Origin of the sequence: Catenovulum agarivorans DS-2 (genome assembly GCF_000568405.1) — a bacterium.
In the GTDB taxonomy this organism is placed as follows: Bacteria; Pseudomonadota; Gammaproteobacteria; order Enterobacterales; family Alteromonadaceae; genus Catenovulum; species Catenovulum agarivorans_A.
In genome coordinates, this window is sequence record NZ_ARZY01000004.1 from 80,677 (window position 1) to 103,369 (window position 22,693).

The following is a 22,693-nucleotide window of genomic DNA, read 5'->3' on the forward strand; positions in this document are numbered from 1 at the left end:
TGTATTTGCTGCTATTCTTACACTCGAATACTATTTTGTTTTTGCTATTGGATAGTAAAACATTCACACGCTTTCGTTAATTTGTTCATCAGAACACTGAGCACAAATCAAATTGGTTATCTTGCGTTCGTTTTGTGTGCAAATGATCATAAATGCCATTTATCAAGAGAATTATGTTAATAAAACGTTTTTTACCTCTTGGATAAATCTGGTATCTTAATGCTCTAATTATACTTATATCACTGTAATAACTAATGGATTCAACAGTATGGCTTTGTTTTGGGTTCCACTAATCACAACAATTGGCAGTTTGATCTCTTCACGTGCGGCAAAACTCAGTCGCAATGAAACTGCGGCTGTTACCCTGATTGCACCACTGATTGCGCTGGCTGTTTGTTTGTATCACGCACCTGCGGTATTTAACGGTGAAACAGTCTATGATCATATTCAATGGCTGGATGTGTTGGGTATACACTTAAGCTTTCGACTTGATGGCTTATCACTCTTATTCACTTTGCTCATTCTAGGCATTGGTTGTTTAGTTATCTTTTATGCGCGTTATTATTTAAGCGCAAAAGACTCCTTACCCAAACTATACGCGTATTTATTGCTGTTTATGACCGCTATGTTAGGCATTGTCATGTCTAACAATACCATCCAGTTGTGGTTTTTCTGGGAACTCACCAGCATTAGCTCGTTTCTGTTGATCAGCTACTGGTCTGATAAAGCTGAGGCGCGTAAAGGCGCACTGATGGCGCTCTCTATCACTGGAGCTGGTGGTTTAGCCTTGCTGGCTGGTCTACTCATCCTAGGTAATATTGTTGGCAGCTATCAGTTAGATGTTATTTTAGCCAGTGGCGATATGATTAAACAAAGTCAGTGGTACGAGCTGACCCTTGTGTTAATTTTATTGGGGGCATTTACTAAGTCAGCTCAATTTCCATTTCATTTTTGGTTGCCTCATGCCATGGCCGCTCCAACGCCAGTTAGTGCTTACTTACATTCGGCAACCATGGTTAAAGCTGGTATCTTTTTATTAGCTCGTTTTTATCCTGCGCTAGCTGGCACTGAAATTTGGTTTTTAATTGTCAGTTTAACCGGTTTAACCACATTGTTAATTGGTGCATATGTCGCGTTATTTAAACATGATTTAAAGGGGTTATTGGCGTATTCAACCATTAGTCATTTAGGCCTAATTACCCTGCTGTTGGGGCTAGATACTGAGCTTGCGACAGTTGCGGCGATATTCCACATTATTAACCATGCTACGTTTAAAGCTTCTTTGTTTATGGCAACTGGTATTATCGACCACGAAACGGGCACGCGAGATATGCGAAAACTTAATGGCATGTGGAAGTTTATGCCGTTTACCGCAACACTCGCTATGGTTTCAGCCGCGTCTATGGCAGGGGTGCCTTTGTTAAATGGTTTCTTGTCTAAAGAAATGTTCTTTGCAGAAACTTTGCACGCCCAGTTACTTGGCTCTATGTCTTGGCTCATTCCTGTTTTAGCCACAGCCGCCGGCGCATTTTCGGTTGCCTATTCGGCGCGTTTTATTCACGATGTATTCTTTAACGGTGATCCGGTTGATTTACCTAAACAGCCTCACGAAGCGCCACGTTATATGCGTGTTCCGATTGAAATTTTAGTCGCAATTTGTATTTTGGTTGGGATGTTTCCAAACTTAATTGTCGACAGCATTCTCGATGTCGCTTCAAGCGCTGTTTTAACTGGTGCTACACCCGTATTTGAAATTGCTTTATGGCATGGATTTAACCTGCCATTGTTGATGAGTGCTCTAGCGGTTGCTGGTGGTGTGGTTATTTATTCGCTGCGCAAACACTTATTTCAGTTTCAGGCCACCTTACCTGCGTTGGAAGGCCGCTATATGTTTGAGCAAGGGTTAGATGTTGTTTTATCTTGGTGTCAAAAACGCATTAGCCAGTTTGAGAATGGTTCTTTACAGCGCTACACCATAGTATTAATTGCAACTGTGTTGTTTTTTGCTGGTGCTCCACTGTTTGATATGCAAAAGCTAGTTGGTGGAAACCAGCCGCATCCAATTGATATGTTTAATGCCGTTGGTACTGGGTTGTTAATAGCTGGTGCTGTCGCAACGGTTATTTGGCATCGCCATCGAATGATTGCCCTTATTATGATATCTATTGTTGGTTTGATGGTTTCGGTGGCATTTACCCGATTTTCTGCGCCAGATTTAGCCTTGACTCAACTCAGTGTTGAAGTGGTCACCGTTGTTTTGTTGATGCTGGCTCTGTTTTTCCTACCGCAAAAAACACCAAAAGAATCTAGTTCAATTCGGGTATTACGCGACTTAATGATATCGACTGGTTGTGGCGTTGTAGTTGGTAGTATATGTTATGCGCTAGTTACTCGACCACTAGATTCTATTTCACAGTTTTTTGTTGAGAATGCAAAAACAGGTGGTGGTGGTACCAATGTTGTAAACGTAATTTTGGTTGATTTTAGGGGCTTTGATACCTTAGGTGAAATAACCGTATTAGGTATTGCAGCACTGGGCATTTATAAATTGTTAAATAATTTGCCTTTGTTTATGCCTTCAACCGATAGCGAAGGTCGCAAATGGGCGCGTGAAAAATACCCATTATTGCTCGCAACCATTTCTCAAACCTTATTGCCGTTAGCTCTATTGGTGTCAGCCTTTATCTTTATTCGCGGCCACAATTTGCCTGGTGGTGGATTTATCGCAGGTTTAGTGACCGCAACGGCGATTATATTGCAGTACATTGCGCACGGTTCAAACTGGATTAATGACAGGTTATTGTTTAATTACCGTAAAATTATCGCTTCTGGGGTGATGATAGCGTTTATTTGTGGGGCTGGCAGCTTCTTGTTTGATAAGCCATTTTTAACCAGTTGGTTTGATTATTTCGATATTCCACTGGTTGGCAAAACAGAATTAGCCAGTGCGATGATTTTTGATTTAGGTGTGTATGTTACGGTTGTCGGTGCAACTATGATGATTTTAGCGAGTTTAGGTAAGTTGACAGCTAATGATGAAGCTAAATCCGAGACTAAAACAATAGGAGCCAAATAATGGAATTGTTATATTCGGTTTGTGTTGGTGTTTTAGTGGGTTGTGGGGTGTTTTTGATCCTCAGAGCTCGAAGTTTCCCAATTGTACTGGGGTTAACTATGTTGTCTTACGCAGTTAACCTCTTCTTGTTTGCGTCAGGACGATTAACAATTAATAAGGCGGCCATTCTCAGTGGCAGCGAGCAATATGCTGACCCATTGCCACAAGCCTTGGTATTAACTGCAATTGTTATAGGCTTTGCGATGACAGCCTTCTCGGTGATTTTAGCGATTAGAGCACGCGCTGATTTAGGCAATGATTATGTTAACCAACTTGCTCAAGCAAACAATAAAACTGGAGTAAGAAAATAATCATGCAGCATATTGTCGTTTTTCCAATTTTATTTCCACTATTTAGTGCGCTACTTTTGTTGTTGCCACCTTGTGGTAAAAGTGTCAAAGCTCGAAGATTTGCTTCAGTCGGCTTAGCGGCTATTTCACTGATAATCAATATCTGTTTGTTGAGCCATGTACTCGACATAGGTACGTTAACTTATGCAATAGGGAACTGGCAGGCACCTTTTGGGATTGTATTGCACGCAGATTTGCTAGCCGTTACGCTCACCTGTTTGGCATCTTTTTTGTCTCTATGCTGTATCGTATACAGCTGCGCAGGCGATGATGCGAAAGGGAGTTTCTTCCATCCATTGGTGCATTTTTTATTGATGGGGGTATGTGGTGCCTTTTTGACGGGAGATTTGTTTAACCTGTTTGTATTTTTCGAAGTGCTACTTATCGCATCCTATTCATTATTAATGCATGCTGCGGATAAACATAATACTCGCGGCGCTTTGCATTACGTTATCCTTAATTTAGTTGGTTCAGCCATCTTTTTGATCGCGCTAGGGACTATGTACGGCGTACTTGGTAGCTTAAATATCCAAGATGTTGCGGCCCGCATCAGCCAATTAACTAATGATGATGTTTCTCTCGCCAAAATTGGCGGTTCACTATTATTGATTGTATTTGCATTAAAAGCCGCATTATTGCCTTTGCACATGTGGTTGCCAAATACCTATTCTAATGCGATGCCAGTTGTTGCAGCTTTGTTTGCCATAATGACTAAAGTAGGGGTGTATTCGATTATTCGCGTGTATAACTCAATTTTTAGTCCAGGCAGCGGCCCGTTAGGCGCTATGGGGCAAGATGTCTTATGGTTTGCAGCGCTAGCGACTATTGTTGTTGGCACCATTGGTGTACTGGCGAGTAAAGATTTGCGCAAGTTAGTGGCCAATCTAATTGTTGTGTCGGCTGGTACTTTAATTGCGTTGGTAAGTTTACAACAAATGCAGGCGACTGCCGCAGCGATATATTATTTAATCCATTCAACCTTGGTATGTGCCGCGCTGTTTTTATGTGTAGATCTAATTGCAAGTCAGCGAGGGAAGGTGGCCGATAGAATCACCACCGGCCGACCTGTGAAGCAAGGCTTGTTGATTGGGGTGGTGTTTTTTGCCGCAGCATTAGCCGTGATTGGTATGCCACCTTTATCTGGTTTTGTTGGTAAAATATGGATCTTAAAAGCAACCTACCAACAAGGGGATTATGCACTTTTTTGGCCGATTTATTTAGTTGCCAGTTTATTAATTTTGGTTGGGGTTACGCGCGCGGGCAGTATTGTATTCTGGCAAAACACCAGCAAAGATATTGATAAAATTGATGTAAAACCCATTCATAAATTTAAAGTGTGGGCTGTGTATATTTTAGCAGGTGTGTCACCGTTTATGGTTATATTTGCCAAGCCAATTACCGACTTTTGTTTGCAAGCCGCGATGCAAATTCATCAAAACCCGGCTGTAACCCAATTAACGGGAGGGCTGTAATGAATCGTTATTTCCCCGCGCCATCTACCAGCATATTGTTATTGGTTATTTGGTTATTGTTGAATAATAGTTTGTCGTTTGGCCAAGTGTTATTAGGGACTATACTCGCTATTTCCATTCCTATTTTTACCCGGCCATTTACCGAGCAAAATCCTTCAGTAAAACGACCTGCATTAGCGATAAAACAGCTATTAGTGGTATTGCTTGACATTATTACCGCTAACATTCAAGTGGCTATTTTAATTGTCGGTCCAAATAAGAGGTTGCGCCCTGCTTTTGTCAAAGTACCATTGGATATGACGGATGCTCTGCCGATTACTTTGTTGGCTAGTACGGTGTCACTAACGCCAGGTACAGTCAGTGCTGAGGTATATCCGATCAGTGAAGAGCACCATACATCGGACAATAAAACGCCACGATATTTGTTAATTCATGTGCTGGATTTACAAGACGAAGCTAAGTTAATTGAGCAAATTAAAACTCGATATGAAGCCCCAATTAAGGAGATCTTCGGATGTTAGGTAGCGTTATTATTTTTGTTTTTGCCATGTTGGGATTGGCACTATTGTTAAATATTTGGCGATTGCTAAAAGGTCCATCTGTACCAGATCGTATTTTGGCATTGGATACTATGTACATCAATACGATTGCAGTCATTGTGTTGTATGGATTGCACAACGATACTAGTCTGTATTTTGAAGCGGCATTATTAATTGCGATGTTAGGTTTTGTCAGTACAGTTGCTTTGTGTAAATATTTATTAAGAGGCGATTTAATCGAATGATGATATATGAATGGCTGGTGTCAATTTTACTATTGTTAGGCGGCACGCTAATTTTAATTGGCTCGATTGGTTTGGTGAAAATGCCTGACTTTTTTATGCGTCTGCACGGGCCTACTAAAGCGACTACTTTGGGGATGGCATGTCTACTAATCGCTGCAATGATTTATTTTTCTGTGACAACAGCGGGTTATAGCTTAAAGGAAATCCTAATTTCAATTTTCTTGTTAATTACCGCACCTATCAGTGGTTATATTCTGATCAAGTCTGCTATCCATCATAAACTAGCGGCTAAAGAGGGCACCCAAGGTATAGATAGAATAGAGAAAGATTAGACTACCCTTGATATAATTCTAGTGGCAGGCCGTCTGGATCTTGAAAAAAGGTAAAGGCTTTGCCTGTCAGCTCATCTATGCGTATTTGTTCTACTAAGATCCCCTGTTGTTCTAACCAGCCCTTTGCTTTAGCCACATCATCAACCTTAAATGCCAAGTGACGTAGACCTTGCGCCTCCGGACGAGAAGGACGTTTAGGCGGGTTCGGAAATGAAAATAATTCGATTTGGCTATGTCCATCTACCGCTAAGTCTAATTTATATGAGTCTCGCTCTGCTCTGTATGTCTCGGCAATAACATCAAAACCTAGAATCTGGGTGTAAAAGGCTTTTGATTTTTGGTAATCGGAGCAAATAATTGCCACATGGTGGATTTGTTTGATGTTTAACATGGTACAGCCTTTATTCGGTTAAATTTTCAAGTTGAGTGATTATGGTCAGTGCTTCGGCAGCACTGCTTCCACATACTTGTCTATCTGCCTGAAATTGCAAACATACCTTAGGTCTTTGTGGTTGACCGAATATCTTGCATAAATTGTTGTTGTCGAGCTGAATACAGCGCACGCCTGCGGGTTTACCGTTTGGCATACCAGGAATAGGACTAGAGATTGATGGGGCGATACAGCAAGCGCCACAACCGGGATTACATTGCATTTAATTAATCTTTTGCACAGGTTTTACTATCGCCAAAAACAACAATAGCCGGCAAACCGGCTATTGTGACAAATTACATAATTTTCGCTAGTATTTTGGAACTACAGTTCACCCATAGCGTTGCGCAATTTTTTCATTGCGTTGGCTTCTAGCTGGCGAACTCGTTCAGCTGACACGCTATATTTCTGCGCCAATTCTTGTAAAGTTAGTTTGTTGTTATCATCCAACCAACGTGTACGAATGATGTCTTGGCTACGTTCATCTAATGTCTGAATTGCATGCAGTAAACGCGTATTAGCATGGCTTTCCCATTGGTCGCTTTCTACGTGTTCGGCAACGTCTGAAGCTGTGTCTTCTAAAAACTGTGCCGGAGCAAAACTGGTGCTTTCATCATCGTCGTTAGTTAAATCGAAGGCTTGGTCTTGATTACTCATGCGGCTTTCCATTTCCAAAACCTCTGAGCGACTGACGCCTAAATCACCTGCCACTTTATCGACTTCTTCATTGTTAAACCAGCCAAGGCGCTTTTTCGATTTACGTAGATTAAAGAAAAGTTTTCGCTGAGCTTTAGTTGTTGCTACTTTAACAATACGCCAATTTTTCAGTACGTATTCGTGGATTTCTGCTTTAATCCAATGTACTGCAAATGAAACCAAGCGAACACCCACTGAAGGATCAAACCGTCTAACGGCTTTCATTAAGCCCACGTTACCTTCTTGAATGAGGTCTGCTTGCGGTAATCCATAACCCGAATAGCTTTTTGCAATGTGCACAACAAAGCGTAAATGTGACATGATAAGTTGTTGTGCTGCTTCTAAGTCACCATCATTAAATAGACGCTCGCCTAAGCTTTTTTCTTGCTCGGCCGTCAATACAGGAATGCTATTTACACTTTGGATATAAGAATCCAGACTACCCGTTTGTGGGGTCAACATTAATGCTGTAGATGTAGATGACGCTGTCATAAATCACTCCAGTCCGGTTACCTTGATGAGAATATATTTTATCAATATCGTTTTTAACACTCAACAACCCTATTAATAGGGGCGTGATAAATTCTATCAAGGACCAATTATTTGTTAAATATGGTTATAACTGCTTTATTAGAAGCAAGTCAACCGATTTTGTTCCCTTACCCTAACACAGTCTGACTAACTTTTTAGATTTGTGAGTTATATTAAATACGATTTTATCTTGAGTTGGCTGTTTATTGTTCTATCTCGACATTTTTTATCATTCTAGACTAGCTATTGTGGTGATGTCGCAGTAATCTGTTAGTGAATGTTAAAAAAATATCACAAAGTTGTATCTATTGAGAGTGGTTTATGTATTCGTATGTCGCGCGCCAAGCAATATTGGATGTCGAAGAAAAAATAGTCGGTTATGAGTTGTTGTTCCGAAATGGTGTAGAGAATGCATTTCCAGATATATGTCCAGATCAGGCTACATCACAAATATTAACATCTAATCATTTAACTCGAGGTCTCGAAAGTATCACTGATGGTAAATGTACTTACATCAACTTTTTTGAAGACACTTTGATTAATCGCTTTCCAGAATCGTTAGATCCTAAAAATGTAGTGATTGAAATCTTAGAAAGTGTCGAGATCAGTGAGGAATTGTTGGATGCTTGTCGTGCTTTGAAAAAGCAAGGTTACCGATTGGCATTAGACGATCACAACTTTGATCCTGTTTGGGATATCTTTTTACCTTATATCGACACCATTAAAGTTGATGTTCGTCAGTTTAATATTTTGCAAATTAGCAAATACGTTCGCCGTATTGCTGGATCAGGTGTGAATTTATTGGCAGAAAAAGTTGAAACTCGTGAAGAGTTTGAGCAATTAAAAACTCTTGGGTTTCAGTTGTTTCAGGGGTACTTTTTCGCTCGGCCAGAAATTTTTAAATCTAAACAAATTGTCGCTAATAAACTCAATTTATTACAGCTGATTTCCGAAGCCGGTAGTGCGCAGTTGAATATTGATAAAGTCAGTGAAATACTTGCACAAGATGTTGCTTTGTCTTACAAGTTGTTACGGTTTATAAATAGTGCAGGGTTCAGTACCAGCCAACAGATTACCTCGTTAAAACATGCAATCGTCTACATGGGAGAAGCCGAGGTTAAGAAGTTTATTTCGTTGTTAGCATTGGCAAACTTAAGTGGTGACAAGCCTGATGAAATAATGGTGTTGTCATTGGCTCGAGCGCGATTTTGTGGCCACATTGCGCAAATGCGTGGCGATGATGAAAATCCACCTATGGCTTTTCTGGTCGGTATGCTTAGCTTAGTCGATGCTCTATTAGATGAACCAATGGATGCACTTGCAGGCAAATTGCCTATCGCCGACGAGATCAAACAAGGTTTGGTTGAACAAAAAGGCATATTGGGGTTGTACCTTAAGCTCGCACTAAGTTACGAACAAGCTCAGTGGGACGAGGTTGAGACTTTGGCAATGGCATTGAAAGCTCCGATTGACCATATCCATGAGTTCTACCAAGAATCGCTCGCTTGGGCTGACAGAATTTGTAACTGTGAACGCAGTGCTGCGTAAGCGCCTCGGAGTTGCGTGAAGCTTTTGCCAAGGCATGCCTGCAACAAACAGGCATGCCTCAAAACTAAGCGTAAATCTGCTTAACTACTGTGCTCATCTTCAAAATAGGTGTAGCCTTCAACGCCACTTTTGAGCAGTAAATAATATTCATCTCTTTGTTCACTAGTCAGTTTTGACTGCGCGAGTTGCGAAGAATAGTTCTCCAATAGATATGATTTCTGAAAATGCACCGTTTTCAATGCTGTTTCAGCCGTGTCACCATGCAAGATATGGTTGATGCGCATTTTGCCTGAAGTATCGAACTCAAGATGGGCTGAATCTGTATCTCCAAATAGATTATGCATATCGCCAAGTATTTCTTGATAGGCCCCAACCATAAAAATTCCGATGTAATAAGGGTTGTCAGGTTTGTATTTGGGCACAGGTAAACTGCTTTCTATTCCCATACCATCAGCGTATTGTTTGATTTGTCCATCTGAGTCGCAGGTTATATCTTGCACAATGGCACGCTCTGACAGTTCTTGGTCCATATCACTCAGCGGTACAACTGGGAATATTTGTTGTATACCCCAAGCATCTGGCAGTGATTGAAATAAAGAAAAGTTGCAAAATAGTTTGCGCGCAAGCTTTTCATCTAATTCTTCTTTTAGCTCTCGATGTGAGCGGGCATTTTTATCTAGGTTGTCGCGGATCATGTACAAAATCGAAAAGTAGAAACTTTCAAATTCAGCCCAATGCGTCAACGAAATTAATCCCAAGGTAAATTTTTGTTGGGCTTCGGCGAAATAATGTACTGCATCGTGGTAACTTTCGAGCGCGCGTCTAGGTGAAAGTGTTTCGCTTAGTTTAATTAGTTCAACCGTTTCTAGTGGGGCATCACAGCTTGCGATAAATGGGGCTGCTAGCTTGATTGGTTGCTCGCTATCAATAATGTTCGATAGCAGCACTGCGTGATGTGCTGTCATTGCGCGACCAGACTCAGTAATAATGTTGGGCTCGGCAATCCCATTTGCATGGCACACTTCACTGATACCAGCGACGATATTTTTGGCATATTCATGCATGTCATAGTTCATTGAGCATTGGCTACGGCTACCGCTGCCTTCGTAGTCAACTCCTAAACCCCCACCGACATCTAGGGTGTCTACCGCCAAGCCCATATTTTTTAATTCAACATAGTATCGAGCACATTCTTTAATTGCGACTTGGATATCACGAATATTGGCAATCTGTGAACCAATGTGGAAATGGATCAGTTGAAATAAATGCGTTTGATTATGCTCTTTAAGCAATTTAATCGCCTGTAGCAATTGGTGTGAAGGCAAACCAAATTTACCTTTTTCACCGCCAGAATCTTGCCAGCGACCTTTGCCTACAGTATTCAAACGAATGCGAATACCTATGGCAGGTGCTGCACCCATTTTTTCAGCTTCTTTTAACAAGGTTTTAAGCTCAGAAAGCTTTTCAATCACCACATAGACTTTATGGCCCATTTGTTGGCCGATAATGGCTAACTGTAAAAATTCGCTATCTTTGTAGCCGTTGCATACAATTTTTAGCGGCTCGGTTGTCGCGCCGAGAATAGCAAGTAATTCGGGTTTGCTACCAGCTTCTAACCCTATTTTGGGAGTCACTCTAAGTAGTTGTTCAACGACACTGTGCTGTTGGTTGACCTTTATCGGATAGACCGCGTGATAAGAACCTTCGTATTGGTGATGTTCGATCGCGTCTTTAAAGGCTGATTGGAGAGCTTTTACACGGTCACGCAATATATCGGTAAAACGTACGAGAATAGGTAGTCTTAGACCAGCTAGCTGTAGGTCATGGACAATTTTGGTAAAGCTAATCTGCAGTTGTGGTTTGCCTTTAGGCTGGGCAACTAACTCACCACGATCGTTAATATCGAAATAACCGTCACTCCAGTTAGCTACGTTGTAAATTTGTTTAGCGTGTTGAATAAAACTATCAGTCATCAGCGAATCAATTAGAGTGTTAACAAGTAAAACGAATAGTGTAATCTGATTACGCTGGATGGGCTATAATTGATTTAGATTTTTCGTTGCAGCAGCAATAATCAAAAGGGTTACCTATGCCAGATCTATCATCACTGAGTTGGTTCGCAGAACAAAATGAGCGTTTGGGCACAGGGGTGTCACTGCGCGTCAAGCATAAAGTGGTTGAAAAGCAATCACCATTTCATAAAGTCGAAGTGTACAATACCACAGATTTTGGCTATTTAATGGTCATAGATAACTACCCACGTTTAAGTAGTCAAGATAGCTTTTTTTATCATGAAATGATGGTTCATCCTGCAATGTTGACTCATCCAAATCCACAAAATGTGCTGATCATTGGTGGGGAAAACTGTGGATGCCTGCAGCAGGTACTCAAACATCAAGCGGTTCGGTCTGTTAAACAAGTCTATAGTGACAGTTTAGTCTCAGAGGTGGCACACAGGTATTTCCCCGAGTTAAGTGAACATAAGGCTGATGAACGTGCGCAACTGCTATTTGAAGAGCATAGGCAATCTATTAAACGAATGCCTGAGCGGAGTATTGACGTTATTATTGTTGATTTGATCGATGCTGAATTACCCAGCTGTGGCGCGCTCGATGATAGTTTTTATCAAGATTGTATGATGTTGTTAAACGAAAATGGTCTGTTGGTCGCACCCAGTGGCTCACCATTGTTACAGCAGGCGCAAATTAAGACGATGCGAGAGAATATGTTGGCAGCGGGCTTTAGGCAGGTCGAAACTTTATTATTTCCTTTACCTATTTACCCCAGTGGGCAGTGCAGTTGTACCTTGGCAACCAAAGGTGCAGGCTTCAACAACATTCGCTTTCAAGATGCGCAACATCTTAGTCAGCAGCTTAAATATTATAGTGCTGATACCCACAAGCTCAGTGGTTGTTTACCCAACTATCTTACTGGAAAATTATAGAGCGTGCTGATCTTGGTGTCACAAACAATCAGTGCAGAAGCAAACTTTTGGTGAAGCCATGCAAATGGCGGCAAAAATTTATGCCAAAGATCAACATAGGCTTAGTAGTGCTTGGCTTAAGCGATGTGGATCATAATATGGTGCAGACTTCTCGCTGACCAGCGGCAAGATCTCAACAGCAATTCCTAGTTTAGATAATTGCTGATATTGGGCTGGTGTGAGTTGGTGCTGGGCGCTTTTATCGAGCAGAATAGTTGATAACACAGATGAAACAGAGACTTTGTGGTCAAGATGTTTGGTTAGATATTCAAGCAGTGTCGTTATGCAATCAAACAAGCTCATGCCAAATTGCTCTGGGTCTTGTGTCAGATTAGGGACATACACTTTTTTCGCTTGGCTTTGGCTGATTGCCTGGCCTATTCCATCTGTTAATAAGTTGGTGATCAGGCTTGAATAAAAGCTGCCAGGCGGATAACAAATAAGTTGCGCTTGGGCTAAGGTATTTAAAACATTTTTGGGTGTTTTGATTTGTATAGGTGATAGATATTCGCTACTGCTTGAAAGTTCAACTTTGGTGATTTTACTCCGAATCGGAGAAACTTCTTTGCCAGTCAAATTATGTTGGCCAACTATGGTTTGACCGTCACTTAAATGGGCCGCCAAGTGGCAGTAACTATCTGACATTGGCACGATTTGGCCTTTGATCGATAACAAGTGGCTAAATATATCAATAGCCGCGGACAAACTCCTGTTATTGATCAGGTAAGCCGCAGCCAAACAAACGTTTCCAATGCTAGTATTGCGCAGGTCGAAGTCTGCAGGAATGATGTTGGCAAAATAACTCAAACAATTCTGGATAGTTTGTTGTTGTGTTGGGGAAAGTTGCGCATACATTGGGTGGTCGCTGTGGCTGAACGCAAATAAAGATTGCCTCAATGTAGCTGCGCTGCCTTGTTTTGCAAACCTTAGGCCCATAATGCGTGTAATAGCCGCGACATCTGCTTTGCTATCATCTGCCAACGCCAACAGACGATTTCTAATATCACCAATTGCAGGCATCAAAAAGCAATGTCTAAGTTTGGCGGTGCAACCACCTGAATCCAGAGTGGTGATGATATGATTGTGATTTTGGTTGTATAACTTTAGTGCTTTGCTAAACCCAGACAAAGCACTGCCTCCACTGAAAAAAACCAGTGATGGTTGTTTATGTTGCGCAACTCGTTCATTTAAGTTTGAGTTTAATGGTTGCGAATACGCCATCTTTAGGTGGGCGAAATTCTGTGGTGTCTTGTCATAGTGTAAGTGTCTCACAATCATAATGGACTCTTTGCAACATAGATGGTTTGCGATCAATTCGCAAGTTAATAAACATCAATATCATATAAATTGTAATCGCCCCCTGCACCTAAAAACTGAATAAGGGTATAATATAGTTTTTGTATTTGAGTAGGTTGTCACAACATGAGTTGGTTTGACTGGCAAAGAGCTGTCATAAAAGTCGGTAGTGCTCTTATTGCGCCTGAAGGAAAAGGGTGCAGCGGCCAATATTTGCTGCCAATAGCTCGCTATATTTCAGAGTGCCGTACCCAGGGCAAAGAAATTGTATTGGTATCGAGCGGAAGTGTTGCGGCTGGTCGTGATCTGGTTGCACATAAAGAAATTCCATCTATTGCTGAAAAACAAGCTATGGCCGCAGTCGGGCAAACTCGTATGATGGCAAATTGGGCGCGATTTTTTGATTTCCCGTGTGCGCAAATATTGTTAACCCATGATGACTTAGCTGACCGCCGTCGATACGTCAATATTAAAAATACCATTAGAGAATTACTCAACAACGGCATTCTGCCTATCGTAAATGAAAACGATACTGTTGCTACTCAGGAACTCAAGGTTGGAGATAATGACAACCTAGCCGCTTTAGTATCGCAAGTTTCAGATGCCGATATGATGATGATTTGTAGTGATATTGACGGCCTCTTTACCGCAGATCCTCGAAGCAACCCTGATGCAGAATTGATTGCTACGGTTGAAAGTATTACCCCAGAAATTTATGGCTTAGCGGGCGGCACAACGAATAAAATTGCCACAGGTGGCATGCGTACAAAAATTGAAGCGGCAGAAAAGGCAACCGTAAATGGGGTGCATACCCTGATTGTAAATGGTACAAAAGGTCAAGTATTTGATCGCCTATTACAACAGCAGCCGCAGGGCACTTGGTTTAAGCGTCAAGCGAGCCCAATAAAAGCGCGTAAACATTGGTTGCAATATACGTTAAAAGCACAAGGAAGCATAATAGTAGATAATGGAGCGGCAAACGCTTTGAGCAACAAAGGTGCGTCATTGCTGAGCATTGGGATTAAAGACGTAGATGGTGTATTTAATAAAGGCGATGCGGTTTATATTAAAGACTTAGAGGGTGCTAAGTTAGCTAAAGGTATTTGCCAGTATAGTGATTTAGAGTTGAATAAAATTAAAGGATTGCAAAGTCAAAAAATCATTCAAGTGTTGGGTTATTGTCCAAGTGATGTCATTATCCATAGAGATGATTTGGTTATCCTGTAACAGATAAAAGGTAGAATAATGAGTTTTTCAATTGCACAAATGGCTAAAGATGCACGCAAAGCGTCTTTTTCAGTTGCCAATTTGAGTACAGCGCAAAAAGATGCTGCGTTGTCAGCTATGGCGCAAAAGTTAATTGAGCGCACAGAGTTAATTTTAACTGAAAACCAAAAAGACTTAGACGCGGGTAAAGAAAACGGTTTAACCGACGCGATGATAGATCGTCTACGATTAACGCCTGAGCGTGTAAAAGATTTAGCCAATGCATTGGTCGAAGTAACCACATTGCCTGATCCTGTAGGCACAGTGTCTGATTTGAAAATTAGACCGAATGGTATGCGTGTAGGTCGAATGCGTATACCATTAGGTGTGATAGCAATGATTTATGAAGCGCGTCCAAATGTAACAGCTGAAGCCGCTGCTTTATGTTTAAAGTCGGGTAATGCGGTGATTTTGCGTGGTGGTAAAGAAGCATTATTTTCTAATCTTGTCATTGCTAAATGTTTGCATGAAGCATTGGTTGAGCAAAACATAGATCCCAATGCGATTTGTGTGGTGCCAGATCCAGATCGCGCCATTATGAACGAGTTAATGACACTATCAGAAGATATTGATTTGATTATTCCGCGTGGGGGTGAAGGGCTTATTCGGTTTGTAACCGAAAATAGTCGCATTCCAGTGATTCAACATTTTAAGGGCGTTTGTCATTTATACGTAGATCAAGATGCAGACAAGCAGATGGCGCTTGAATTGTTGCTAAACGGTAAAACCCAACGTACTGGTGTATGCAATGCGTTAGAAACTTTATTAGTCCATCAATCACAAGCCGATAGCTTTTTACCAATGGCAGCAAAAGCACTAGCTGACAAAGGAGTAAAAATTCATGCCTGTGAGCGCAGTATTGGTTATTTCTCTGGAGCTGAGCTTGCCACTGAAGACGACTGGCATGCTGAATATTTAGCGTTAGAAATTGCGATTCGTGTTGTCGATGACTTTGATGCGGCGATTGGCCACCTAGAATCCTATAGCTCAGGACATACTGAAGTGATTTGTACTCAGAGTTATCAGCGAGCGAATGAATTTACCCGTAGAGTTAACAGTGCCGTGGTTATGGTTAATGCATCATCACGCTTTTCTGATGGAGGGCAATTGGGTTTAGGCGCTGAAATCGGTATTTCGACTTCAAAGCTACATGCATATGGCCCTATGGGGCTTGAAAGTTTAACCACACAGAAATTTATCGTCCAAGGCGAAGGTCAAATTAGAGCTTAATTGGCCTGCAAATGCAGTTAGCCGGCGCTAACTGCATTAAACTCCTTCATTAAATACACTTCGCATCTCTCATTGTTTTTTGTAAATAAACAAAAATAGCTTGTTGGTTAGAAATAGTACAAGTCAAGCATGCTCGAACAATAGTTACCAAACAATTTTGTTTATTTTTTGGCTAAAAAACATTCTAAGACCATTATTGTTACAAATAATTACAATTAATGCTTGTAATAAGTTAAAAAATATTTAACATCTTCGTTACTTTTTTTCTTGTTGGATTGTTAGATAGGAGCAGGTATGTTTAGACGCTTGGGATTAATTGTTGCGTTGTTATTCATATGCAGTGGATGCAGTAAAGTTACAGCTGATAACTATAATAAAATTAAAGTAGGCATGGCCTTAGAAGAAGTTGAAACTATTATTGGTGCGCCAGACGAGTGTTCTGAAGTGATTGGTACCAAACAATGTATGTGGGGTGACAATAAACGTAATATTAAAATTACATTTGTTGCAGATGTTGCCACTTTAACCTTACAAAACGGCCTCAAATAATTCGTTAATGGGTTTCCTAAATACTGGGAAACCTCACTTCTATTATTAAATTCTAATTCCCAATCAAAGCAGAATAAAAGTTATTGCCCTCCACCTTGTAATTTATAGTTTTAACCAAATACTTATAAACATGAAAGTGGAAACTGAATTTACAACAAAGGGTCATTAATGAGTAATCCATTATTATCAGAAGCAAGCTTGCCTGAATTCGCCAACATAAAACCAGAACATATTTTACCAGCAGTTGAGCAAGCAATAGCAGAATGTAAATCTGTCATAGAGCAAGTTGTGCAACAACCTAGTTACTCATGGCAAAACTTTGTCCAACCAATTGACGAGGTTGACGATAAATTAAGCCGAATTTGGTCTCCTGTTTCGCATTTACATTCAGTCGCTGATTCTGAAGCCTTGCGCCAAGCGTACGAGGCTTGTTTACCTTTATTATCTGAGTACAGCACTTATGTAGGTCAGCACCAAGGTTTGTATCAAGCTTATCAACAAATAGCCGACAGCGAAGATTTTGTGGCCTTGTCGCAAGCTCAGCAAAAAGCCATTAATGATGCATTACGTGGGTTTAAACTATCCGGTGTGAGCTTGCCTGATGACAAGAAAAAGCGTTTTGGTGAGATTAGTCAGGCTTTGTCTGAATTGACCACACAATTTTCTAATAATGTATTGGACGCAACCCAAGGTTGGCGCAAAGAAGTTAGCGATGAAAAACAACTGGCTGGTTTACCTGAAAGCGCTATTGCAGCGGCAAAACAAGCAGCTGAATCTAAGTCGCTTGACGGTTGGTTATTCAACCTTGAATTTCCAAGTTACCTGCCTGTAATGATGTATGCGGATGATCGCAGTTTACGTGAAGAAATATATCGTGCATTTGCAACGCGAGCGTCTGATCAAGGGCCCAATGCAGGTAAATGGGATAACTCAAAGGTAATGCAGCAAATTCTTGAATTGAGATACGAAAAATCTCAACTACTCGATTTTGCAAGTTATGCTGACTTAAGTTTAGCGACCAAAATGGCCGAAAGCCCGCAGCAAGTGTCTGATTTTTTGTATGATTTAGCCAACAAAAGTAAAAAACAAGCACAAGCTGAACTCGCAGAACTAACTGAATTTGCCAAAGAGCAACATGGTATAGATAAACTCGAAGCTTGGGATATGAGTTACTATGCTGAAAAACTTAAACAGCAAAAATACGCTATTTCAGATGAAGTTTTACGCCCATATTTTCCTGAAGAAAAAGTCATCAGTGGCCTATTTGCAACGGCACAGCGTTTATTTTCTATTGAAATTAAACCAAGAGACGGTGTGCAAACTTGGCATGAGTCGGTTCGTTTTTACGATATTTTCGCACAAGATGGTCAACTAAAAGGCAGCTTTTATTTTGATTTATATGCGCGCGAAGGCAAACGAGGCGGAGCATGGATGGATGTGTGTGTAGGGCAAATGCGCAAAAACGATGGTGAATTACAGCTACCGGTAGCGTATTTAACCTGTAACTTTAACAAACCAGTTGGTGATAAGCCTGCATTGTTTACCCATAACGAAGTGGAAACTTTATTCCACGAGTTCGGCCATGGCTTACACCATATGTTAACTCAAGTTGATGTTAGTGCGGTTGCGGGCATTAATGGGGTTGCCTGGGATGCTGTTGAATTACCAAGTCAGTTTTTAGAAAACTGGTGCTGGCAGCCTGAAGCACTTGGGTTTATTTCTGGCCACTATGAAACGGGTGAGCCTTTACCACAAGATTTGTTGGATAAAATGTTGGCAGCGAAAAACTTCCAATCGGCGATGATGATGATGCGCCAATTAGAGTTCTCGTTATTTGATTTTGAATTGCATCACGAGTTTAAACCTGCCGTTGGTTATAATATCCAGCAAAAAATAAATCAGGTACGTGAAAAAGTTGCGGTAGTGACCCCACCTGAATTTAATCGTTTTCAACACAGTTTTAGCCATATATTCGCTGGTGGTTATGCCGCTGGTTATTACAGCTATAAGTGGGCTGAGGTGTTATCAAGCGATGCGTTTTCGCGTTTTGAAGAAGAAGGTATCTTTAATGCTAAAACGGGTCATGATTTCTTAGAGCATATCTTACAAAAAGGTGGCTCGCAGGAACCTATGGAGTTGTTTAAAGCTTTTAGAGGGCGAGAGCCTAAAGTGGATGCTTTGTTGCGCCACAGTGGCATTGAGGTTGAAGCGGCGTAGTTATTGCCGCTCGACAAAGTGCAATCAAGCCTAGCTGAAGTATAATTTTAAAAAACGCTGTTCGGCGCTGAATCCAGTTCCGAACAGACTATTCACTCTTAAAACTGAAACTCAAAACCTAAATGTATGCCTTTATCTAAACTTAAGTTTCTGCCATTTTCAATATTCACTTGGATATGACGGTAGCCCGCAAAAAATGCACCATTCGGCAACAATTGGTAACTAACACGAAGGTTTAAGTCTGTTTGATAATCGATATCATCACTCGCTGTAATGCCTGGGGCGTAATAAAACTCACCAGTTAATGAAATGTGTTTTGCTGATGGAATTTGATATTTTGCGTAACCGCCCAAAGCAAATGCTTGCATGTTTTCATCGTTAATATCATTAAAATAAATCTTTCCACCTAAACCAGCAACAACATCAGGCATTTCTTGCACTGGGCCAGCGACTACTGCACCTAAGGCAAATAAATTTGCATCGTCATCTGTTGCGATGGCGGTAGCTGTTACTTGAGCATTTTGAACTAATCTATCTGAACTGATCTCAGCCTTAAACGCATCATTACTGATATCAGCGGTTAAATAACTGGCCGCTACTGAATGGCTTACTAAAAGAGATGCGCAAACTGTGGTTAGAGAATATTTCATCGTCTGATCCTTATTCCTTATGTTGTATGCGCGCATAATATACAAGCGATAAGAATAGTCAAAGATAAAACTGTGAAATGTGATGTTCTACAAAGATTTGCTTAAGTTGTGTGGCGAAATATTTGTTGTATATCAACTGCGTTGAAGAATATTGCAACATATAGTGTAAACATGGTTAAAATGAAGACTATCGACGAGTTTAATACTAGCTAAGCATAATGACAGATTTAATAAAAGTTCAACACGACGACTTTAATGTTGCAGAACAATATCAGCAGTTGATCCAAAATAATCAGCAAGATGGCGCTGTGGTGTTTTTTGTTGGTTTAGTACGGGATTTTAATCAACAACAAAGCATTAAAAGCCTGACGCTAGAACATTATCCAGCAATGACAGAAAAAGTACTCAACCTAATAGTTGAGCAAGCTCGCGAAAAATGGCCATTAGGTCGCATCTCTGTGGTACATAGAGTGGGTACAATGCAGTTGGGTGAACAAATTGTTTTTGTTGGTGTAACTAGCCAACATAGGCAAGCTGCATTTGAAGCTGGGCAATTTATAATGGACATATTAAAAACTCAAGCACCGTTTTGGAAAAAGGAACAAACAGAGCAGGGTAGTCATTGGGTTGATGCCAAAGAAAGTGATCAAACACAGGCGCAAACTTGGTTGAAATAAAGTCGTAATGGCTATTTTATTTTTCCATTTAGTGCAGGGCTAACATATTTCGGTATAATACCGCCAATTCAAATTGACAGGAGAGTTTCATGCGCCCAAGTGGTCGAACATCTAGCCAAATACGCCCTATTACTATTACCCGTGGTTTCACAAAACATGCTGAAGGTTCAGTATTAATTGAGTTTGGTGAAACTAAAGTTATTTGTACAGCTTCGGCAAACGAAGGTGTACCTAGGTTTATGAAAGGGAAAGGAGAAGGTTGGATCACGGCAGAGTATGGCATGTTACCTCGCTCTACTCATACGCGATGTGATCGTGAAGCAGCTCGTGGCAAACAAGGTGGCCGAACGTTAGAAATCCAACGACTCATTGGTAGAGCGTTACGCGCTGCAGTTGATTTAAAGGCGTTAGGTGAAAATACCATAACTTTAGATTGTGATGTTATTCAGGCCGATGGTGGCACACGTACAGCTTCAATTACTGGTGCTTGTGTTGCATTGGTAGATGCGTTGGCGCACATGCGTAGCAAAGGGATTTTAAAAACTAACCCGCTAAAGCATATGATTGCCGCCATTTCTGTTGGGGTTTATAAAGGTCAGGTGATTGCTGATCTAGAATATTTAGAAGATTCTGACGCTGAAACAGACATGAATGTTGTGATGGCAGAAAACGGCAAATTAATTGAAGTGCAAGGTACAGCCGAAGGCGAACCTTACAGTTTTGAAGAAATGCAAGAAATGATGGAATACGCGCGTCTTGCACTAAAAGAAATTTTTGATATTCAAAAAGCAGCTTTAGCGTAAAAGGTGACAGTCATGCAAGATTATAAAAAAGCCTTTATTGAATTTGCTTTGTCACGCGGTGTCCTAAAATTTGGCGAATTCACATTAAAATCTGGCCGTACTAGCCCATATTTCTTTAATGCTGGTTTGTTTAAAACGGGTGGTGACTTAGCTCAATTAGGTCGCTTTTATGCTGCGGCTTTGCAAGACAGTGGCGTTAATTTTGACCTACTATTTGGCCCAGCTTATAAAGGCATTCCAATTGCGAGCGCAACCAGCATCGCCTTGTTCGATAGCTACCAACAAGATGTACCTTACTGTTTTAACCGTAAAGAGAAAAAAGACCACGGTGAAGGTGGCACACTAGTGGGTGCAGATTTAGTTGGCGACATTATGCTAGTTGATGATGTGATCACTGCAGGTACTGCTATTCGTGAATCTATGGAAATTATTCAACAACAAGGTGCCAACTTGTCTGGTGTATTAATTGCGCTTGACCGCCAAGAAAAAGGCAAAGGTGAGTTGTCAGCGATTCAAGAAGTGGAACGCGATTTTGCCACTCAGGTCATTTCAATTATTCAATTGACTGACTTGATTGAATATTTACAGCAAAATAACCAAGACCCGCAAAACCAGACTAACCTAGAGAAAGTTCAAGCATACCGTCAGCAATATGGCATAGCTTAATTTTTCTTAGCTACATCATCGCTTTGGGTAGTCAATTAGGCTACCCAAACTTTGCGGTTAACATTAACCTGCTAAAACCAATCCGCTAATAAAAAGCCTGCGCTTATGCGATTAACCTTGTGGTTGTAATCAATCAGCACCTCACCATAACCTGTGCTGTATTGCACAAAACCTTTTAGCTGTGTAATAGGCAGGGGAAAACTCCAATTTAGTTCTAAGTAGCCTTTATTTTTTGAGGTGTTTAAATTGTTGCGTAACTTACTTGAAAGTGTATGTTGGCCAATTTTATACGCTGCTGACAAATCAAATTTTCCCATGTAGTGGTCAGTCGCGTTGTCATGTACATGCAAGTGGTCTCCGGGCATTCTTATCCATGGACGAAAGGCAATCAGCCAATTTTTGTCGCTAAAATTAAAGTGGAAAATAATCCGATTCCAGCCCAACGAAAAGTTATTCGAGCGCCCGTTAGATTGATGATTAAAAGAAACGCCGAAGCTATCTAGCGGCAAGCCCAGTATGCTAGGCGGCTGTTTGTCATCAAAATCTACCTGCCACATCAGCTCGGGCTCGTAATTATTTTCACGAAAGGGTTTAGATGCTCTTTCGTTGTAGAGTTGCCAAAATGACAGTTGGGTATAGTTCATACTTATAACATCGTTATCAAACAGCAGACCTTGAGCCAGCGGTAGCTTAAAACTGATTTGAAATTTCACTTCTATGTTGTTTATCGATAAGCCTTCTTTCGGGCTATTAAACAAAATATTGGGGTTTAATTTATGCTGGCTTGGATTGTAGCTGACTGGCAAAAAATAACTGGGCCTATATGATTGCATCATAAAAGGTGTGTCATGATGCGCTTTTTCTTGCTCTCTTCGTTGTTTTTGTAATGACACAGTTGTTTTTTGCGGAGACAGTGCGTCAAAGCAGGCAAGACGTTGTGTATTCGACTTAATCTGATTGCATGCATTCGTGTGCTGCTTCGCATCAATAAAATCAGTATTGCTGGCTAACAAAGGTTGGCTGGATGCAAGGTAAACCAAAATGGCTAAAGCGGCAGAATATTTATCGGTTTTTGCCATGCTAACACGCTATTTTTAT

22 protein-coding genes are annotated in these 22,693 nt (G+C 40.9%); 15 read left to right on the top strand and 7 right to left on the bottom strand.

Annotated elements, in window-relative coordinates:
- Positions 1–268: 268 nt before the first annotated feature.
- Genes DS2_RS03480 through DS2_RS03505 form a run of 6 tightly spaced genes read left to right on the top strand, consistent with a single transcriptional unit; the run spans position 269 to position 6,053 of the window.
- Positions 269–3,076: a monovalent cation/H+ antiporter subunit A gene (locus DS2_RS03480; protein ID WP_035013252.1), complete on the top strand. Its 2,808-nt coding sequence runs from the start codon at positions 269–271 to the stop codon at positions 3,074–3,076.
- Positions 3,076–3,426, top strand: coding sequence for a Na+/H+ antiporter subunit C (locus DS2_RS03485; protein ID WP_035013253.1), 351 nt, complete (start codon positions 3,076–3,078; stop codon positions 3,424–3,426). Before DS2_RS03480 ends, DS2_RS03485 begins: the two co-directional genes overlap by 1 nt.
- Positions 3,426–4,937, top strand: a complete 1,512-nt coding sequence (locus DS2_RS03490) for a monovalent cation/H+ antiporter subunit D (protein WP_035013254.1) — start codon at positions 3,426–3,428, stop codon at positions 4,935–4,937. Before DS2_RS03485 ends, DS2_RS03490 begins: the two co-directional genes overlap by 1 nt.
- Positions 4,937–5,458, top strand: coding sequence for a Na+/H+ antiporter subunit E (locus DS2_RS03495; protein WP_035013255.1), 522 nt, complete (start codon positions 4,937–4,939; stop codon positions 5,456–5,458). Before DS2_RS03490 ends, DS2_RS03495 begins: the two co-directional genes overlap by 1 nt.
- Positions 5,452–5,721, top strand: coding sequence for a K+/H+ antiporter subunit F (locus tag DS2_RS03500; RefSeq protein ID WP_035013256.1), 270 nt, complete (start codon positions 5,452–5,454; stop codon positions 5,719–5,721). The genes DS2_RS03495 and DS2_RS03500 overlap by 7 nt, the downstream gene beginning before the upstream one ends.
- Positions 5,721–6,053 (top strand): Na+/H+ antiporter subunit G, encoded by a 333-nt coding sequence (locus DS2_RS03505; protein WP_035013331.1) that lies wholly within the window; start codon positions 5,721–5,723, stop codon positions 6,051–6,053. The genes DS2_RS03500 and DS2_RS03505 overlap by 1 nt, the downstream gene beginning before the upstream one ends.
- A 1-nt stretch (position 6,054) precedes the next feature.
- On the opposite strand, the gene DS2_RS03510 is transcribed toward DS2_RS03505, so the two are convergent.
- The 3 genes from DS2_RS03510 to rpoH all read right to left on the bottom strand — a co-directional run bounded on the left by DS2_RS03510 (position 6,055) and on the right by rpoH (position 7,671).
- Complete coding sequence (locus DS2_RS03510; protein ID WP_035013257.1) at positions 6,055–6,444, bottom strand: VOC family protein; 390 nt, start codon at positions 6,442–6,444, stop codon at positions 6,055–6,057.
- 10 nt (positions 6,445–6,454) lie between these two features.
- Complete coding sequence (locus DS2_RS03515) at positions 6,455–6,706, bottom strand: YkgJ family cysteine cluster protein (RefSeq protein ID WP_035013258.1); 252 nt, start codon at positions 6,704–6,706, stop codon at positions 6,455–6,457.
- Positions 6,707–6,807: 101 nt separating this feature from the next.
- Entirely contained in the window at positions 6,808–7,671 is an 864-nt protein-coding gene (gene rpoH, locus DS2_RS03520) for an RNA polymerase sigma factor RpoH (RefSeq protein WP_035013259.1), read from the bottom strand.
- A 360-nt stretch (positions 7,672–8,031) separates the two neighbouring features.
- Here rpoH and DS2_RS03525 point away from each other — a divergent pair, with 360 nt between their 5' ends.
- Positions 8,032–9,258: an EAL and HDOD domain-containing protein gene (locus tag DS2_RS03525; RefSeq protein WP_035013260.1), complete on the top strand. Its 1,227-nt coding sequence runs from the start codon at positions 8,032–8,034 to the stop codon at positions 9,256–9,258.
- 80 nt (positions 9,259–9,338) lie between these two features.
- On the opposite strand, the gene speA is transcribed toward DS2_RS03525, so the two are convergent.
- Positions 9,339–11,231, bottom strand: a complete 1,893-nt coding sequence (gene speA, locus DS2_RS03530; RefSeq protein WP_035013261.1) for a biosynthetic arginine decarboxylase — start codon at positions 11,229–11,231, stop codon at positions 9,339–9,341.
- A gap of 116 nt (positions 11,232–11,347) precedes the next feature.
- Between speA and DS2_RS03535 the strand changes: the two genes are divergently transcribed.
- On the top strand, positions 11,348–12,202 hold the full coding sequence (locus tag DS2_RS03535) for a spermidine synthase (protein WP_035013262.1): 855 nt from the start codon (positions 11,348–11,350) through the stop codon (positions 12,200–12,202).
- Positions 12,203–12,292: 90 nt separating this feature from the next.
- On the opposite strand, the gene DS2_RS03540 is transcribed toward DS2_RS03535, so the two are convergent.
- Positions 12,293–13,519, bottom strand: coding sequence for a GAK system CofD-like protein (locus DS2_RS03540; protein WP_081754176.1), 1,227 nt, complete (start codon positions 13,517–13,519; stop codon positions 12,293–12,295).
- A gap of 144 nt (positions 13,520–13,663) precedes the next feature.
- Between DS2_RS03540 and proB the strand changes: the two genes are divergently transcribed.
- The 4 genes from proB (at position 13,664) to prlC (ending at position 18,799) form a co-directional block, all read left to right on the top strand.
- Complete coding sequence (proB, locus tag DS2_RS03545) at positions 13,664–14,764, top strand: glutamate 5-kinase (RefSeq protein ID WP_035013264.1); 1,101 nt, start codon at positions 13,664–13,666, stop codon at positions 14,762–14,764.
- An 18-nt stretch (positions 14,765–14,782) separates the two neighbouring features.
- The gene (locus DS2_RS03550; protein WP_035013265.1) at positions 14,783–16,033 is read left to right on the top strand and encodes a glutamate-5-semialdehyde dehydrogenase; all 1,251 of its coding nucleotides are present in this window, start codon (positions 14,783–14,785) and stop codon (positions 16,031–16,033) included.
- A 294-nt stretch (positions 16,034–16,327) separates the two neighbouring features.
- Positions 16,328–16,582 carry a lipoprotein gene (locus tag DS2_RS03555; protein ID WP_035013266.1) on the top strand — a complete coding sequence of 85 codons (255 nt, stop codon included), beginning with the start codon at positions 16,328–16,330 and terminating at the stop codon, positions 16,580–16,582.
- A 168-nt stretch (positions 16,583–16,750) separates the two neighbouring features.
- Positions 16,751–18,799: an oligopeptidase A gene (gene prlC / locus DS2_RS03560; protein WP_035013267.1), complete on the top strand. Its 2,049-nt coding sequence runs from the start codon at positions 16,751–16,753 to the stop codon at positions 18,797–18,799.
- Positions 18,800–18,897: 98 nt separating this feature from the next.
- Here the strand turns inward: prlC and DS2_RS03565 are convergent, their stop codons facing one another.
- Positions 18,898–19,449, bottom strand: a complete 552-nt coding sequence (locus tag DS2_RS03565) for a YfaZ family outer membrane protein (protein ID WP_035013268.1) — start codon at positions 19,447–19,449, stop codon at positions 18,898–18,900.
- A 218-nt stretch (positions 19,450–19,667) separates the two neighbouring features.
- On the opposite strand from DS2_RS03565, the gene moaE reads away from it, so the two are divergent.
- The 3 genes from moaE to pyrE all read left to right on the top strand — a co-directional run bounded on the left by moaE (position 19,668) and on the right by pyrE (position 21,595).
- Complete coding sequence (moaE, locus tag DS2_RS03570; RefSeq protein WP_035013269.1) at positions 19,668–20,126, top strand: molybdopterin synthase catalytic subunit MoaE; 459 nt, start codon at positions 19,668–19,670, stop codon at positions 20,124–20,126.
- Between the two features lie 89 nt (positions 20,127–20,215).
- The gene (gene rph, locus DS2_RS03575; protein WP_035013270.1) at positions 20,216–20,929 is read left to right on the top strand and encodes a ribonuclease PH; all 714 of its coding nucleotides are present in this window, start codon (positions 20,216–20,218) and stop codon (positions 20,927–20,929) included.
- A gap of 12 nt (positions 20,930–20,941) precedes the next feature.
- On the top strand, positions 20,942–21,595 hold the full coding sequence (pyrE, locus tag DS2_RS03580; RefSeq protein WP_035013271.1) for an orotate phosphoribosyltransferase: 654 nt from the start codon (positions 20,942–20,944) through the stop codon (positions 21,593–21,595).
- Positions 21,596–21,666: 71 nt separating this feature from the next.
- On the opposite strand, the gene DS2_RS03585 is transcribed toward pyrE, so the two are convergent.
- Positions 21,667–22,674 carry a phospholipase A gene (locus DS2_RS03585; protein ID WP_051479589.1) on the bottom strand — a complete coding sequence of 336 codons (1,008 nt, stop codon included), beginning with the start codon at positions 22,672–22,674 and terminating at the stop codon, positions 21,667–21,669.
- Positions 22,675–22,693 lie beyond the last annotated feature (19 nt).

Bases quoted from the DNA above. Each gene is read 5' to 3' on its own strand.
- DS2_RS03480 (WP_035013252.1), top strand. From the start codon at position 269: ATGGCTTTGTTTTGGGTTCCACTAATCACAACAATTGGCAGTTTGATC.
- DS2_RS03485 (WP_035013253.1), top strand. From the start codon at position 3,076: ATGGAATTGTTATATTCGGTTTGTGTTGGTGTTTTAGTGGGTTGTGGG.
- DS2_RS03495 (WP_035013255.1), top strand. From the start codon at position 4,937: ATGAATCGTTATTTCCCCGCGCCATCTACCAGCATATTGTTATTGGTT.
- DS2_RS03500 (WP_035013256.1), top strand. From the start codon at position 5,452: ATGTTAGGTAGCGTTATTATTTTTGTTTTTGCCATGTTGGGATTGGCA.
- DS2_RS03505 (WP_035013331.1), top strand. From the start codon at position 5,721: ATGATATATGAATGGCTGGTGTCAATTTTACTATTGTTAGGCGGCACG.
- DS2_RS03510 (WP_035013257.1), bottom strand. From the start codon at position 6,444: ATGTTAAACATCAAACAAATCCACCATGTGGCAATTATTTGCTCCGAT.
- DS2_RS03515 (WP_035013258.1), bottom strand. From the start codon at position 6,706: ATGCAATGTAATCCCGGTTGTGGCGCTTGCTGTATCGCCCCATCAATC.
- rpoH (WP_035013259.1), bottom strand. From the start codon at position 7,671: ATGACAGCGTCATCTACATCTACAGCATTAATGTTGACCCCACAAACG.
- DS2_RS03525 (WP_035013260.1), top strand. From the start codon at position 8,032: ATGTATTCGTATGTCGCGCGCCAAGCAATATTGGATGTCGAAGAAAAA.
- speA (WP_035013261.1), bottom strand. From the start codon at position 11,231: ATGACTGATAGTTTTATTCAACACGCTAAACAAATTTACAACGTAGCT.
- DS2_RS03535 (WP_035013262.1), top strand. From the start codon at position 11,348: ATGCCAGATCTATCATCACTGAGTTGGTTCGCAGAACAAAATGAGCGT.
- DS2_RS03540 (WP_081754176.1), bottom strand. From the start codon at position 13,519: ATGATTGTGAGACACTTACACTATGACAAGACACCACAGAATTTCGCC.
- proB (WP_035013264.1), top strand. From the start codon at position 13,664: ATGAGTTGGTTTGACTGGCAAAGAGCTGTCATAAAAGTCGGTAGTGCT.
- DS2_RS03550 (WP_035013265.1), top strand. From the start codon at position 14,783: ATGAGTTTTTCAATTGCACAAATGGCTAAAGATGCACGCAAAGCGTCT.
- DS2_RS03555 (WP_035013266.1), top strand. From the start codon at position 16,328: ATGTTTAGACGCTTGGGATTAATTGTTGCGTTGTTATTCATATGCAGT.
- prlC (WP_035013267.1), top strand. From the start codon at position 16,751: ATGAGTAATCCATTATTATCAGAAGCAAGCTTGCCTGAATTCGCCAAC.
- DS2_RS03565 (WP_035013268.1), bottom strand. From the start codon at position 19,449: ATGAAATATTCTCTAACCACAGTTTGCGCATCTCTTTTAGTAAGCCAT.
- moaE (WP_035013269.1), top strand. From the start codon at position 19,668: ATGACAGATTTAATAAAAGTTCAACACGACGACTTTAATGTTGCAGAA.
- rph (WP_035013270.1), top strand. From the start codon at position 20,216: ATGCGCCCAAGTGGTCGAACATCTAGCCAAATACGCCCTATTACTATT.
- pyrE (WP_035013271.1), top strand. From the start codon at position 20,942: ATGCAAGATTATAAAAAAGCCTTTATTGAATTTGCTTTGTCACGCGGT.
- DS2_RS03585 (WP_051479589.1), bottom strand. From the start codon at position 22,674: ATGGCAAAAACCGATAAATATTCTGCCGCTTTAGCCATTTTGGTTTAC.